We start from the raw sequence: 15,021 nt of genomic DNA on the forward strand, positions 1-15,021 counted from the left end.
GCCGCAGAGAAAACCAAAGACAAACAGCATCCTGAGCAAAGAGCACAGATCCGGCGCATCTTCACGGAGCGTTGTGGCCCGAGGAATGCTTTTGACCTCGTCTTTCCTCTGCGCCTCTGCGGCTCTGCGGCTCTGCGTGAGGGATGGTTTGACCTTCCGGAGCAAAAGACACAGATCCGGCACATCTTCGCCGGAGCGTTGTTGCCCAAAAAGCGCTCTTGACCTTGTCTTTCCTCTGCGGCTCAGCGGCTCTGCGTGAGGAATGCCTTTGACCTTGATCTGCGGTTCAACGCTTCGGTTTGCACACCGAAGCGGCTCGGGCGGCGCGAAGCAGTGCTTCGTGAAACCCCGCCCTCGCTCAGCGGATACAGACCTTGCGGATCTGCTTCATGTCGGTGATGCCCTGGAGCACTTTCTCGATGCCGTCCTGGCGCAGCGTGCGCATGCCGTCTTCGAGCGCGCGGGCGAGCAGCTGGGCGACCGGCGCGCGGGTCTGGATCAGGTGCTTGACGGCGTCAGTGCCGAGCATCAGCTCGTGCAGCCCCATCCGCCCCCGGTAGCCTTCGGTGCATTCCGGGCAGCCCACCGCATGGAAGAGCGTGAACTGGCCCTTTTCGTCGGCGAAGCTCTGCCGCCACTGCTCGAGGATCGCAGATCTCGCCGCCTCGGGGTCGGCGAGGAAGGCGGTGGTTTCGTGCAACTCCTCGCAATAGGCGGCGAGCAGCGATTCGATCTCGTCCTCGTCGGGATGGTAGGCCCGCTTGCAGTGCTGACAGAGCCGCTTGGCGAGGCGCTGGGCGAGCACGCCGAGCAGCGCATCGGAGAAGTTGAACGGATCCATGCCCATGTCGAGCAGTCGGACGATGGACTCGGGCGCGCTGTTCGTGTGCAGCGTCGAGAGCACGAGGTGGCCGGTCAGCGAAGCTTCGATGCCGATCGAGACGGTCTCCTGGTCGCGCATCTCGCCAACCATGATCACGTCGGGGTCGGCGCGCAGGAAGGCCCGCATCACGGTCGGAAAATCGAGACCGGCTTTGCGGTTGACCTGGACCTGGCGCAGCCCGCGCTGGGTGATCTCGACCGGATCCTCGGCGGTCCAGATCTTGGTTTCCTTGGTGTTGAGCTCCTTCAGGATCGAGTGCAGTGTCGTGGTCTTGCCCGAACCGGTCGGGCCGCAGACGAAGAAGATGCCGTAGGGTTTCGCGATCGTCGCAGCGAGCCGTTCGAGGTTGCGCGGCGACAGGCCCAGCTTGGGCAGCGGCAGCGGCTCGCCGTTGGCGAGCAGGCGCATCACAACATCTTCGACCCCTCCGGCGGTCGGCAGGGTCGCGACGCGCAGTTCGATGTCGAGCGGCCCGTACTTGCGAAAGCGGATCTTGCCGTCCTGAGGTTTGCGACGCTCCGAGATGTCCAGATCGCACATGATCTTGATCCGCGTGATCAGAGAATTGCGGTAGGCGGCGGGAACTTCGATATAAGGGGTCAGCGAGCCGTCCTTGCGGAAGCGCACGAGCGTCTTTTCCTTGCCCGGGCGCGGTTCGATATGAATATCGGATGCGTTCTGCTTGTAGGCATCGACGATGATCCGGTTCACGAGCTTGACCAGCTCGTTGTCGGCAGCGGCCGACAGTTCGTCATCAAGAGGCTGCTCGCGCTCATCCTCACCCATGCCGGACAGCAAGTCGGACACCGACGCATCGTCGTAGCCGTGGCCGAAGAGCTGCTCGACGGTCTGTTCGAACTCCTTGCGGGTGGTGACACGAAAACTCAGCGGAGTGCCGGGAAACACGTTCTCGGCCACGCGCGCCCCGCGCACCTGCTCCGGTTCCACGGTCAGCACGATGATTCCCTCGTGAGTTTCTTCGAGCGGAATCCACTGGCTTTGCAGCACGTAGTCCTTCTTGATGTTGCGCAGCAGCGCGACGGGCCGGATGCGATCCTTCTGAAAAGGTTCGTAGGGCACGGCATAGAAGCGCGACATCGACGCACCGATCTGTTCCAGACTGACGTGGTACTCGTCGAGCAAAACCGTCTCGACCGAGGCGTCGCGATCCCGCGCATGTTTGACCGCCTCTTCGAGCTGCTCGGGATTCAAGGCGCCGGAGCGGACCAGGTCGTCGTATTTGTTGCGCAGCGGGCGCTCGGTCTGCAGGCGCTGCATGAAGGCAAGGCCCAGGGTCTGCGTCAGGCCCATCATGCCTTCTTCGTCGATCACCGAGAAATCCGCACCGTCGCGGGTATTGAGGAGCTGGATCACGCCGAGCAGGCGCTCATCCGCACCGCCGACGATCGGCGCGGTCAGCACCTGGCGGGTGTGAAAGCCGCTGCGCAGATCGACTTCCCGACGAAATTCCAGCCCCGCAGAGATCTTTGCAAGCTCCTCCGTGTCGTATGCATCATGGATATTGACAAGAGTCTTGTGCAGCGCGACATAGCCGGCGATGCTGCGCTCCGAGATCGGCAGGCGGATCGTCTTGACCGCATTCAAACCGGTCTTGACCTTGGAAACGATGGCCTGCCCGCCTTCATCGACGACGTAGAGCGTGATCCGCTCCGCGGCGAACAGGCTGCAGATGTCGGTCGAGAGTTCGAAGATGATCTCGTCGATGTTGTTGGTCGCGTGGATGCGCGCCGTCAGCGTCTGCAAACCCTTGAAGAAGGCCAGGCGGCGATTGATGTCGCCGGAGGCGGATGTCGGTTTCATCTCTTCTCCAGACGGCGGGAGGCCGCCGCGTCAAGCCACCGGAGGCCTTCCTCCTCAGGCAAATTCAAAATGGCCGCGCCACTCAGACCCGGAAAATCTGCCCATTGGCGAGGATTCCCGGTCTGATGCGACCGCGGTATTGAGCCAGCTCGTTGCGGATTTCCTCGGCCTGAGCCGGCTTCAGATGAGTCACGAACACTTCCGGCGTACCGGACAGCCGGTCGAGCACCGAAAACAGCATCTGCGGACAGAGGTGGCGGGCGGCCAGCGCCAGATCGTGCTGACGGTTCGGGAAGGCCGTCTCGATGACCAGATAGCGCAGATCGTCCATCACGTTGAGCGCCGCAATCAGGTTCGCCGACACCGTCGTGTCGCCGGTAAAAGCGAGGCTGGCCTCCTCGCCCTGAAGCTGATAGCCGATCGCCGGAACCGAGTGCAGAACCGGCAAGGCCGTGATTCGCCGCCCCGCAAGCTCCCGGGTCTCACCGACGCGAAGCTCGTTGAAGCGCAGCAGGGGCCGGCTGCGGTCGGGGATCGCTGAGAAATCCGGCCAGATCAGCCAGTTGAAGATGTGCGAGCGCAGGATGCGCAGCGTCTCGGGCGCCGCGTGGACGGTGATCGGCGAACTCCGGTAGTCGCCGATTGAATCGATGATGAAAGGCAGAAAAGCGATGTGGTCGAGATGGGAGTGCGTCAGAAAGATGTGGTCGATCTTGACCAGCTCTTCGACTGGAAGTGTCGCGACCCCGGTTCCGCAGTCGATCAGAATGTCATCGTCGACAGCGAGCGCCGTCGTGCGCTGTTCCAGACCCCCTATGCCGCCGCTGCAGCCAAGGACGCGAATGTCCACCTCAGCCTCTCGTTTCTACCCACCCTGCCGCAGGTAAAATTCCATCTTGACCCCCGCCAGTTCGATGATGTCGTGATCCTGAAGAGGATGAGCCTGGGCATCGATCTGGCGACCATTGACGACAGGAAAAGCCGTTCCTTCAACATGGGTAATGAAATAGCCGTGGGCGCGGCGCGTGATCACGGCCACCTGGACTCCTGGCTTGCCCAGAGTCGTCAGGGACTTGGAGAGCTCCAGCTCGCGCCCGGCGTTGCGGCCCGAGAGGATCTGGACAACTCCGTTCGAGACCGGAGCGGCCGATTCGGGCGCCACCCAGTTCGAATTGAGTCCCGTCGAAGAAGACAGAACCCCGGCCGAAGAGACGCCATGCGTCGCGCTCTGGGCTTCGGTGAAGCCGGTCACCATCGTGTCGGAAGCCGCCCGGGCCTGGGTGGCCTGGGTGGCCGCAAAATCGGCGGGAACCGCGAAAGGCTTGTCGAAGGTGCTCGAAGTGTCGGGCAGCACCGCATCCTTGATGAACTTGAGCCGGTACTTGCCAAGCTCGACGATGTCGCCATCCTTGAGCGCGCACTTCTTGACCGGCTGACCATTGACGTAGGTACCGTTGGTGCTGTTCAGATCCTCGAGAAAGGCATCGTTCAGGATCGTCGTGATCGCCGCGTGTTCACCGCTGATCGCGAGATTGTCGATCTGGATGTCATTTTGAGGCTTGCGCCCCACCGAGATCCGCGGCTTGTCGAGCGCAATTTCCTTCAGCACCAGGCCATCCATGCTGAGGACGATCTTGGGCATGCCAACTCCTTTGGGCTACGGCGATACAGGGAACACGGCCTGACCGACAGTGTTAAGACTATGCCAGTGGCACCCGTTCCGGGGCAAGATCACTGACAAATTGCTACGAAAAACCTGTGTCTTTGTTTGCAGACGTCGACATTTGTCGAGCCGCACCACACAGGTCACCTGAATCGCAGGCCCGCCCCGGCAAAGCCGTGAGCGAGCCCACGCGCGCTCAGAGCAGGCCCTTGAGCAAGCGGCCCATCTCGGACGGATCACGGGTAACCGTGAAGCCGCACTCCTCCATGATCGCCAGCTTCGCTTCGGCCGTGTCGGCGCCGCCCGAAATCAGCGCACCGGCATGCCCCATCCGCTTTCCGGCCGGCGCGGTTACGCCGGCGATGAAGCCGACGACCGGCTTCTTCATGTTGTCACGGCACCAGCGCGCCGCCTCGGCTTCATCCGAGCCACCGATCTCGCCGATCATGATCACCGCATCGGTGTCCGGGTCGTCGTTGAAGGCTTTCATGATGTCGATATGCTTCAAGCCATTGATCGGATCGCCGCCGATCCCGACCGCCGAGGACTGCCCCAGCCCGATTTCGGTCAGCTGCGCGACCGCTTCATAGGTCAAGGTCCCCGAGCGCGAGACGACACCGATGCGCCCCTTGCGGTGGATGTGGCCGGGCATGATGCCGATCTTGATCTCGTCGGGCGAGATCAGGCCCGGACAGTTCGGCCCCAGCAACAGGGTCTCTTTGCCGCCTGCCGCGACCTTGGCCTTCATCTTGTTGCGCACGACCAGCATGTCGCGAACCGGGATGCCTTCGGTGATGCAGATCACCAGATCAAGGTCGGCTTCGGCCGCTTCCCAGATCGCCGCGGCGGCCCCCGCCGGCGGCACATAGATCACCGACACCGTCGCGCCCGTCTCGGCCGCCGCCTCCCTGACCGTGCCAAAGATCGGGATGTCGAAGACCTTCTCGCCGGCCTTCTTCGGATTGACGCCGGCGACGAAGCATTCGCGGCCATTGCCATATTCGAGGCACTTCTCGGTGTGGAACTGCCCAGTCTTGCCGGTGATGCCCTGGGTGATGACCCGGGTGTCCTTGTTGATCAGGATGCTCATCTCATCTCCCTTTATTGGACGGCCGCGACGATCTTCGTGGCCGCCTCGGCCATCGTGTCGGCGGCGATGATCGGCAGGCCGGAATCGGCGAGGATCTTCTTGCCGATCTCCTCGTTCGTGCCTTTCATCCGGACGACCAGGGGCACGGCCAGATGAGTCTCGCGCGCCGCCGCAACGACGCCGCTGGCGATCGTGTCGCAGCGCATGATGCCGCCGAAGATATTGACCAGGATGCCTTTGACTCTGGGGTTCCTGAGCATGATCTTGAACGCTTCAGTGACCTTCTCGGTCGTCGCGCCGCCACCGACGTCGAGGAAGTTCGCCGGCTCGGCGCCGAAGAGCTTGATCGTGTCCATCGTCGCCATCGCGAGGCCCGCGCCATTGACCAGACAGCCGATGTTGCCGCCCAGCGAAACGTAGGACAGATCGAACTTCGACGCTTCGATCTCGTCCGGGTCCTCCTCGTCCAGATCGCGGAAAGCGAGGATGTCCGGGTGGCGGTAGAGCGCGTTCGAATCGAAGTTGAACTTCGCATCGAGCGCCTTGATCCCGCCATTGCCTTCGAGGATCAACGGGTTGATCTCGGCCAGCGACGCATCGGACTCCATGTAGCAGGTATAGAGGCGCTTGAAGGTGTCGATGGCCTGGGCGAGCGAAGCTTCGGGCACGCCTATGCCCAGGGCCAGCTCGCGAGCCTGCCCATCCTGGATCCCTTGCACCGGATCGACGAAGACCTTGATGATCTTCTCGGGCGTCGTGCGCGCGACTTCCTCGATGTCCATCCCGCCTTCGCTCGAAGCCATCACGGCGACGGTCTGGGTCGCGCGATCGGTCAGCACGGCAAGGTAGTATTCCTTGCGGATGTCCGCGCCCTCTTCGATCAGCAGACGGCGCACTTGCTGCCCCTGCGGTCCGGTCTGATGCGTGACGAGCTGCATGCCGAGGATCTGACCGGCCAGCTCGCGCACTTCGGCCAGCGAGCGGGCGAGTTTGACACCGCCCCCCTTGCCGCGCCCCCCGGCGTGGATCTGGGCCTTGACGACCCAGAGACTGCCGCCGAGTTTTTCGGCCGCGGCGACCGCTTCCTCGACCGAGAAAGCCGGGATGCCGCGCGGCGTGACGACGCCGAATTGACGCAGGATTTCTTTGGCCTGGTATTCGTGGATTTTCATGCTTGCCCTTTGATCGGAAGCCCGGCCTTGCGGTCGGAGGCTGTTGGTATCGGGACGAAGTCGGACGGAGAAAGCCTTGCGGGGCACAGGCCCTGGACGGACTCCGGCAATCCGTCCGATTGTAGCGGAATCGGCGCCCTGCGGAGCCTTGCACCTTTGATGGAATTCAGCCGTCGCGGACATCGAGCGCGCGCTGCGCATGGCGGGCGATCATCAGCTCCTCGTCGGTCGGAATCACCCAGACCGCGACGCGGCTCACCGCCGAGCTGATCCTGGCGAGCCCCCGGCCACTATTCGCGTCGTGATCGACCTCGACGCCCAGCCAGCGCCCCATCTCGAGGATGCGCTCGCGGATGAAGGCCGAGTTCTCGCCAATGCCGGCCGTGAACACGATCGCATCGAGTCCGCCCATCGCGGCCGCCAGCGACGCGAGTTCGCGACCGACCCGGTAACAGAAATACTCGACGGCGAGGCGGGCGCGCGGATCGTCCGACATCTCCAACACCCTCATGTCGCTAGACAGGCCCGAGATGCCCAGCAGGCCCGATTCCTTGTACAGCATCTTCGCGATCGCCGCGCTGTCCATACCGCGCTCGTCGATCAGATAGAGCAGTACCCCGGGATCGAGCGCACCGCAGCGCGTTCCCATCGGCAGACCTTCGACGGCCGTAAAGCCGAAGGTTGTCGCGACGCCTATCCCATTGTCGATCGCACAGGCGCTCGCGCCGTTACCGAGGTGGAAGACCACGGTCTTCCCGGCAGCGGCGAGCGGATCGATGCCCGGCAGCACCGAGGCAATGTACTCATAGGAGATCCCGTGGAAGCCGTAACGGCGAATCCCCGACTGGGTCAGCGCATAGGGCAGAGCGAAGATCTGCGCGACCAGCGGCTGGTGGCGGTGAAAGCCCGTATCGAAGCAGGCGAGCTGGAGGATGCCGGGCGAATGCGCGCGCAGCGTCCGGATCGGCTGCAGATTGTTCGGCTGGTGCAGGGGCGCGAGCGGGGTCAGGCGCGCGAGATCTTCGAGCACCTGATCGTCAACGACGACCGGCTCGGAATATTTGAGTCCGCCATGGACGACGCGATGGCCGTAGGCGCGCACGGTCAGATCCGCCGTCTGATGCGCGAGAAAGTCGTTCAGCACATCGACCGCCCCCGCGTGCCCCAGCTCGGTTCCGCGCGACCAGACCGATTCGGCGACCTTCTCGCCCAAGGCCGACCAGGCGCGAAAGTGCGGCTCGGTGAACAGCCCCTCGATCTGCCCGCGCAGCAACAGCGCGGGCTCGGCGCGGACGAACGACTTGAACACCGAGAACTTGAGGCTGGAAGACCCCGCGTTCAGCACGACGATAGCCTCTGTCATACCCCTCCCCCGAAGGGTGTCGCAAACGCGACACATGGCCAGATGGCATGGCCTGCAACGATGCTAGCAAGGGAGAGCACTGACCGTTCTTGCGCCAGAGCATGAAAAACAGCCGGCACAGCAAAGACGCCAGGCACTCGTTCACACGCGCGCAGCGCAAGCCGCGTGCAAAAAAAACCGGCCGGTCCCTCGCGGGGCCGGCCGGCTTGATCAGGCGCAGGACGATCAGTTGTCCTTGAGCACGCGACGAACGTGACGAGCGATCATCAGCTCTTCGTTGGTCGGGATCACCCAGGCGTTGACGGCGCTGTCCTCGGTCGAGATCAGCGGACCGCGGGTCTGGTTCGCCGCGGCGTCGAGGCGCAGGCCCAGCCAGTGCGCAGCTTCACAGATGCGGGCACGGATCAGCGGCGCGTTCTCGCCAATACCGCCGGTGAAGACCAGCGCATCGACACCGCCCAGCGCGGCGGCGAAGGAGCCGATCTCGCGCGAGATCCGGTAGACGTAGAAATCGACCGCCAGGCGGGCGCGCGAGGAGTCGCTCGCCAGCAGCGCGCGCATGTCGCTCGACACGCCCGACAGGCCCAGCAGGCCGGATTCGCGATAGAGCAGCTTCTCGATCGCCTTGGCGTCCATGCCCTTTTCGGTCATCAGATAGAGCAGGATGCCCGGGTCGATCGCGCCGCAGCGGGTGCCCATAGGCAGGCCGTCGAGCGCGGTGAAGCCCATCGTCGTCGCAACGCCGAGGCCGCCGGACAGCGCGGCCATGCTGGCGCCGTTACCGAGGTGCAGCACGATCGTGCGGCCGGTCGCGGCACGCTTGTCGTACTGGCCCAGCACGCTGGCGATGTATTCATAGGACAGGCCGTGGAAGCCGTAACGACGGATGCCCTCTTCGGCGTACTCGAGCGGCAGCGCAAAGAGTTCGGCTTCTTGCGGCTGGGTGCGGTGGAAGGCGGTGTCGAAGCAGGCCACTTGCGGCAACTCGGGATGCTGTTCCATCAGCAGGCGGATCGGGGTCAGATTGTGCGGCTGATGCAGCGGGCCGAACGGGATGAACTGTTCGAGCTGCTTCATCACATCAGCGTCGACCCTGGCCGGAGCCGAGAACTTCAGGCCGCCGTGCAGCACGCGGTGACCGACCGCGACCGGCTTCGCAACGCCGTGAGCGGCCAGGAAGTCGTTGATGCACTTCATCGCGCCGTCGTGGCCCAGCTGGGTGCCTTCCGGCCAGGACTGGCTGGCCAGCACGGTGGAGCCGGCGTCCTTGGCGACGAAATTCGGCTCGGTGTAGAGGCTTTCGACCTGACCGCGCAGGCGCAGCTCGAAATCGTTGCCGGTCGTTTCGAAAACGGAGAACTTCAGGCTGGACGAGCCAGCATTGAGGACGAGGATAGGATCGTTCATGATGAGTGAGTTAATTGTCGCCGCAGTGGCGAAGGTGGACGATGGACGCCGCCGCTGCGCCACACGCAGGGACGACTAAAGAGCGAAGACAGGACAGAGGCCGACGCAGCCAGACCGGCGGACGATCGCCTCTTTCCATGCTCAAAATACTTTCAGTCCGCGCGAGCGGAATTGCTCCCTGACCCGCTCGGTCAGCTCATTGCTGGGCGCCGGAGTGTCGTTCAGGGCGTAAGGCAGCGCGAGCTTTTCCCATTTGGACTTACCCATCTGGTGAAAGCGAAGCACTTCAACCCGTTCGAGGCTGCGGATGCCGGCGGCGATGTCGGCCACGCGCTCGACATTGTCGTAGTCATCGGTCAAGCCGGGAACCAGCACGAAACGCACCCAGGTCGGACGGTTCAGATCGGAGAGCCGCCGCGCATAGGCCAGAGTCGGAGCGAGCGGCTGACGGGTCACCCGGTAATAGGTTTCCTCGTCGCCGGATTTGATGTCGAGCAGGTTCAGATCGACATCCATCAGCTCTTCGTCGCTGAGCTTGTCCCCCATCCGGCCGCAGGTATCGAGCGCAGTGTGCAGCCCGAGTTCCTTGCAGCGGCGCAGGATCCGCTTCGTGAACTGGTGCTGAACCATCGGCTCGCCTCCCGAGATCGTGACGCCCCCTTTGGAGAGGGTCAGCGGGCGGACGTACTTCTTGATTTCGGCCATCAGGTCGGCGGCCGTGGAAGGGTTGCCGTGCATCTTGTGCCAGGTGTCAGGGTTATGACAGTACTGGCAGCGCATCAGGCAGCCGGACAGAAAGATCACGGCACGGATGCCGGGTCCATCGACCGCGCTTCCCATTTCGTATGAATGTATGTAGCCGGTGAGAAGCTGGTCCTCGGCATCCGCGATGTCCTCGATGTCAGCATCGTGAATCGCAAAATGATCCGGGCCGCCCGACTGGGCGGCCCCGGATTGCAGGACATGCAGCTCGTACCGACTGCCCATCAGGCGAGTCGCCACAGTGCCTCCATTCTTCAGGTCGCCGCGGATCCCGGAACGGGAATCCGCGGAGGTCTGTCGAGCTTAAACGCGCTCGTGGAAAGTGCGGTTCAGAACGTCGAGCTGTTGCTCACGCGTCAGCTTGACGAAGTTCACCGCATATCCGGAAACGCGGATCGTCAGTTGCGGGTACTTTTCCGGGTGATCCATCGCGTCCAGCAGCGTGTCGCGATTGAGCACGTTCACGTTGACGTGGAAGCCATCGCTGCCGAAGTAAGCGTCCAGGCTGCCCTTGAGCTTGTCAGCCTTTTCTTCGGTGTTACCCAAAGCGCTCGGCGAGAAGGACAGGGTCAGCGAGATACCATCCGCTGCGTCTTCGTACGGGATCTTGGCGACCGACATCATCGCGGCCAGAGCGCCGTGGGTATCCCTCTGGTTCGAGGGGTTCGCACCCGGGGCAAAAGGCTGGCCCTTGCGGCGACCGTCCGGCGTGTTACCAGTTTTCTTACCATAGACGACGTTCGACGTGATCGTCAGCACCGACTGGGTGTGAACCGCATTGCGGTAAGTCGGGTACTTGCGGATCTTGTCCATCATCTTGGTGACGAGGCCGGTCGCGATCTGGTCGGCGCGGTCGTCATTGTTGCCGTAGCACGGGTATTCGCCTTCGGTGACGTAATCGGTGATCAGACCGGTTTCATCGCGGATGACCTTGACCTTGGCGAACTTCATCGCGGACAGGCTGTCCGTCGCGTGCGACAGACCGGCGATACCGCAAGCCATCGTGCGCAGGATGTCGCGATCGTGCAGAGCCATTTCGATCGCTTCGTACGCGTACTTGTCGTGCATGTAGTGGATGATGTTCAGCGCGTTGACGTAGGTCTTCGCGAGCCAGTCCATCATCACGTCCATGCGCTTCATCACTTCGTCGTAGTCGAGGTAATCGCCTTCGATCGGAGGAAGAGGAGCGCCAACCTGGGCACCGGAGACTTCGTCGCGGCCACCGTTGATCGCGTAGAGCATCGCCTTGGCGAGGTTCACACGAGCACCGAAGAACTGCATCTGCTTGCCGACGCGCATCGACGAGACGCAGCAGGCGATCGCACAGTCATCGCCCATGCGCGGACGCATCAGTTCGTCGCTTTCGTACTGGATCGACGAGGTGTCGATCGAGACCTTGGCGCAGAAACGCTTGAAGCCGTCCGGCAGAGCCGGGGTCCAGAACACGGTCAGGTTGGGTTCCGGAGCCGCGCCCAGGTTGTACAGGGTGTGCAGCATGCGGAAGCTGTTCTTGGTGACCAGGGTACGGCCGTCTTCGCCCATGCCGCCGATCGATTCGGTCGCCCAGATCGGGTCGCCCGAGAACAGTTCGTCGTATTCCGGGGTGCGCAGGAAGCGGACCAGACGCAGCTTCATCACGAAGTCGTCGATGATTTCCTGGGCTTGTTCTTCAGTGATGCGGCCTTCCTTCAGATCGCGATCGATGAACACGTCGAGGAAAGTCGAGACACGGCCGACCGACATCGCGGCGCCGTTCTGTTGCTTGACCGAAGCGAGGTAGCCGAAGTAGGTCCATTGGACGGCTTCACGGGCGGTCGCGGCGGGCTTCGAGATATCGAAACCGTAGGCGGAGCCCATTTCCTTCAGTTCTTCGAGCGAACGGATCTGTTCCGACAGCTCTTCGCGCAGACGGATCACTTCTTCGGTCGAATGGACGTCGTCCAGTTCCGCCTTTTCGCGCTTCTTCGTGGCGATCAGGAAGTCGGTACCGTAGAGCGCGACGCGGCGATAGTCACCGATGATGCGGCCACGACCGTAAGCATCGGGCAGGCCGGTGATGATCGCGGACTTGCGGCACTTCAGGATGGTCGGGGTGTAAGCATCGAACACGCCGGCGTTGTGGGTCTTGCGATACTTGGTGAAGATCTCGGCAACGCGCGGATCGGCTTCATAGCCGTAAGCGTGCAGCGAGCTCTCAACCATGCGCCAGCCACCGTAAGGCATGATCGCGCGCTTGAGCGGCGCTTCGGTCTGCAAACCGACGATGACTTCGTTGTCCTTGTCGATGTAACCCGGAGCGTGGGCAGTGATGCCGGACGGAATCGGGGAGATGTCGAGGACGCCTTTTTCGCGTTCCTTGGCCAGCAGCGGTTGCAGCTTCGCCCAGACAGCCTTGGTGCGGGCCGTTGCGTCAGCGAGGAAGCTGTCGTCGCCGGTGTACGGGGTGTAGTTCTTCTGGATGAAGTCACGAACGTTGACTTCTTTTTGCCAGTCGCCAGCGGCAAAACCGCGCCACGATTCGGCGGTTGTCGCATCCGGGGTTTTCACGGAAGTGGTCATGCTATGCCCTCCTATGGCATCACTGATTGGGTATTCAGGACACGGGAACGATCGCTGTGCTCGCTGATGGCAAGCACGAGCCCGGGCGCGGCAGGCAGGAAGACCAAGTATTCAGATCGTTCCCAACGGGGCGGGCGGGTCAGCGACCCTCTCTTCACCTTCGCAGATTAGGCTCAGCCTCCGGTTGCAACAAGATGACTGAATCAAGGACTTTTCCGAGGCATTACGTTATAATGCGAAATCAGATTGCACGATGCGAAACAATAAATAATATAAATCGCGCCATTAGTTTGCTTTTTGATCTCATTTCCTCCATCCGTCTCCCAATACCCACTTCGGGTGTTTTCCGATAGCCGCGTCCGTGCTAGCGTTAAACAACAGGCGCACCTTAAAGTTCCAGGGATTCCTGCCGTATCCCGGAACAGCACCCAACGCTTCGCCCAAACGTGGATATGAGAAACAGCCTCCGATTCCTGCTGATTTTCTGCCTGTTTGCCGCAACAGCCCTGCCCTGCGCGAGAGCGGCGGGGCTCGGTGAAGCCCTGCTGCGCAGCGCTTTGCTCGAACCACTCAGACTGGAAATCGCACTACTCGGAGAAGACGCCGCATCGCTCGACGCAAGCTGTTTCCGGATTCAGCGCGCAGCTTCCGGTGCGGACGATCTGCCCTGGATCACCGACGCCCAGATCCGCGTCCAGCGCCGAAGCGACGGAGCCCGGCTGATCGTAACGACTCGCCACCGCCTCGAACACCCGGCGATGATGATAGGCATCACGGCCGACTGCGACGCCCGCCTGCACCGCGAATACCCGCTCCTGCTCTCGCCCCCGAGCGCGAGCCCGTCCCCTTCCGCACAGACGGCTGAAGGAGCGCAGGACCACGAAGCCGCAGCCCCGGCGCGGCGCACCGCGCGCCCCACCCCACCCCGCGCAACGGCTTCGCGCCACGCGGATCAGGGCTCGCGGCGCCCCATTGAGCGCCGTGCCGAAGCTTATCCCGCGCCCCGACGCGAGCACGAACCCGCCCTTGCGCAGACCCAGTCATTCGCGAACGAAAAGCGGGATCGCCTCTTGGTCCGCAGCGGCGAACCCGGCACTCCCTCACCCACCGGAGAGACCGAAAAGACTTCTGCCGCCCAGAGCGGCAAAGAGCAAGAGCTGATCGCCCGCGTCGACGAGAAGATCAGCCGTCTGATCGAGATGGAGGAGAAGATCCGCCAGCTCGAAGCGCTGTCGCGACGCCTGGATGCCGAGAACAAGCGCATGCAGATCCTGCTCGACAAACCGCTCGCGCCACAGCCATCCCAGCCATCCGGCGACTACCTCGCCCTTCCCTGGCTGCTGCTCTATGCGCTTGCCCTGATCAGCGTCACCGCCATCCTGTGGTTGTGGCGAAAAAAACGCGCCGACGAACTCGATACGGTGATCGAACCCGAATATGTTCAGCCCGATGAATTCGAGCCCGCTCCGGATCTCGATCTGGGCCCCGAAACGCTGAGCACCGCCGATGTCTGGCCCGACCAGAGCGCCCCTGCCGCCGCGGCGATCGAGAGCGACGAGGACTGGGGGCTGCCGCAAGCTTCGGCGCCGCCGGGCCCAAGCAGCCAGATCAGCATCGACGAGAGCATAGAAGAGCACGACTCGGCCGTCGAACTGGCCGAGATCATGATGTCCTTCGGGCGTATCCAGGGTGCAGCCGAGACTCTGGCCGAATACATCCGCACCAACCCGAGACAGGCGGTTCGCCCCTGGGTCAAGTTGCTCGAAGTCTATAAGGCGGCGAACCTTCGCGCCGAATTCGATGCGCTGGCGCTCAAACTGAACCAGACCTTCAACGTGATCGCCGTCAATTGGGAAGAGTTCGACAAGGTCAAGCAGATCAACGATTCAATCGAGCAGATGCCGCACATTCTCCAGACCCTGACGAGGATCTGGAACACGCGCGAAGCCCAGGCCTATCTGTACAAGCTCCTGCGCGACAACCGGGACGGAACCCGGCGCGGCTTCCCGCTCGGCCCCCTCGACGACTTGCTGATGCTCTCGGGCGTCCTCGAGATCGAGCTGGGCGCCTTCCATCCAACCGAGGAAGAGCAGGCTCAGATGTTTGCGCCCCCCGAGCCTCAGGCCGGCGCGCAGAAGCCCGAAGCGAAGCCGCCGGCCAGGCCTGAGACGATGCTGGATCTGGCCTTCGAGGAAGTCGCAGCTCCGCCTCCGCTGCCGGAAATCCCCCAACAGGGAACCGTGACCGTCGTCGAATTCAACCTCGACGAGGACATCCCTCCTCTGCCCGGCAAGCACTGAG

General features: G+C 62.8%; 10 protein-coding genes. 1 reads left to right on the top strand and 9 read right to left on the bottom strand.

Annotation, left to right across the window (positions count from 1 at the left end):
• Positions 1-358 precede the first annotated feature (358 nt).
• From ACHFB9_RS13855 to pflB, 9 genes are all read right to left on the bottom strand, one after another.
• On the bottom strand, positions 359-2,704 hold the full coding sequence (locus ACHFB9_RS13855; protein ID WP_417067899.1) for a GspE/PulE family protein: 2,346 nt from the start codon (positions 2,702-2,704) through the stop codon (positions 359-361).
• Positions 2,705-2,786: 82 nt separating this feature from the next.
• Positions 2,787-3,554, bottom strand: coding sequence for an MBL fold metallo-hydrolase (locus ACHFB9_RS13860; RefSeq protein ID WP_417067901.1), 768 nt, complete (start codon positions 3,552-3,554; stop codon positions 2,787-2,789).
• 15 nt (positions 3,555-3,569) lie between these two features.
• Positions 3,570-4,346 (bottom strand): FHA domain-containing protein, encoded by a 777-nt coding sequence (locus ACHFB9_RS13865; protein WP_417067902.1) that lies wholly within the window; start codon positions 4,344-4,346, stop codon positions 3,570-3,572.
• A 217-nt stretch (positions 4,347-4,563) separates the two neighbouring features.
• Positions 4,564-5,457 (bottom strand): succinate--CoA ligase subunit alpha, encoded by an 894-nt coding sequence (gene sucD / locus ACHFB9_RS13870; RefSeq protein ID WP_417067903.1) that lies wholly within the window; start codon positions 5,455-5,457, stop codon positions 4,564-4,566.
• Positions 5,458-5,468: 11 nt separating this feature from the next.
• Positions 5,469-6,629 (bottom strand): ADP-forming succinate--CoA ligase subunit beta, encoded by a 1,161-nt coding sequence (gene sucC / locus ACHFB9_RS13875; protein WP_417067904.1) that lies wholly within the window; start codon positions 6,627-6,629, stop codon positions 5,469-5,471.
• Positions 6,630-6,795: 166 nt separating this feature from the next.
• Positions 6,796-7,992 (bottom strand): acetate/propionate family kinase, encoded by a 1,197-nt coding sequence (locus ACHFB9_RS13880; protein ID WP_417067906.1) that lies wholly within the window; start codon positions 7,990-7,992, stop codon positions 6,796-6,798.
• Between the two features lie 225 nt (positions 7,993-8,217).
• On the bottom strand, positions 8,218-9,399 hold the full coding sequence (locus ACHFB9_RS13885; RefSeq protein ID WP_417067908.1) for an acetate/propionate family kinase: 1,182 nt from the start codon (positions 9,397-9,399) through the stop codon (positions 8,218-8,220).
• Between the two features lie 141 nt (positions 9,400-9,540).
• The gene (gene pflA, locus ACHFB9_RS13890; RefSeq protein ID WP_417067910.1) at positions 9,541-10,401 is read right to left on the bottom strand and encodes a pyruvate formate-lyase-activating protein; all 861 of its coding nucleotides are present in this window, start codon (positions 10,399-10,401) and stop codon (positions 9,541-9,543) included.
• A gap of 63 nt (positions 10,402-10,464) precedes the next feature.
• Positions 10,465-12,720, bottom strand: a complete 2,256-nt coding sequence (gene pflB, locus ACHFB9_RS13895; RefSeq protein ID WP_417067911.1) for a formate C-acetyltransferase — start codon at positions 12,718-12,720, stop codon at positions 10,465-10,467.
• A gap of 452 nt (positions 12,721-13,172) precedes the next feature.
• Here pflB and ACHFB9_RS13900 point away from each other — a divergent pair, with 452 nt between their 5' ends.
• Entirely contained in the window at positions 13,173-15,020 is a 1,848-nt protein-coding gene (locus ACHFB9_RS13900) for a FimV family protein (RefSeq protein WP_417067912.1), read from the top strand.
• Position 15,021 lies beyond the last annotated feature (1 nt).

Origin of the sequence: Niveibacterium terrae, assembly GCF_048213115.1 — a bacterium.
Taxonomy (GTDB): Bacteria; Pseudomonadota; Gammaproteobacteria; order Burkholderiales; family Rhodocyclaceae; genus Niveibacterium; species Niveibacterium terrae.

Excerpts from the sequence above, each read along its gene's own strand:
- ACHFB9_RS13855 (WP_417067899.1), bottom strand. The coding sequence starts at position 2,704 with ATGAAACCGACATCCGCCTCCGGCGACATCAATCGCCGCCTGGCCTTC.
- ACHFB9_RS13865 (WP_417067902.1), bottom strand. The coding sequence starts at position 4,346 with ATGCCCAAGATCGTCCTCAGCATGGATGGCCTGGTGCTGAAGGAAATT.
- sucD (WP_417067903.1), bottom strand. The coding sequence starts at position 5,457 with ATGAGCATCCTGATCAACAAGGACACCCGGGTCATCACCCAGGGCATC.
- sucC (WP_417067904.1), bottom strand. The coding sequence starts at position 6,629 with ATGAAAATCCACGAATACCAGGCCAAAGAAATCCTGCGTCAATTCGGC.
- ACHFB9_RS13880 (WP_417067906.1), bottom strand. The coding sequence starts at position 7,992 with ATGACAGAGGCTATCGTCGTGCTGAACGCGGGGTCTTCCAGCCTCAAG.
- ACHFB9_RS13885 (WP_417067908.1), bottom strand. The coding sequence starts at position 9,399 with ATGAACGATCCTATCCTCGTCCTCAATGCTGGCTCGTCCAGCCTGAAG.
- pflB (WP_417067911.1), bottom strand. The coding sequence starts at position 12,720 with ATGACCACTTCCGTGAAAACCCCGGATGCGACAACCGCCGAATCGTGG.
- ACHFB9_RS13900 (WP_417067912.1), top strand. The coding sequence starts at position 13,173 with ATGAGAAACAGCCTCCGATTCCTGCTGATTTTCTGCCTGTTTGCCGCA.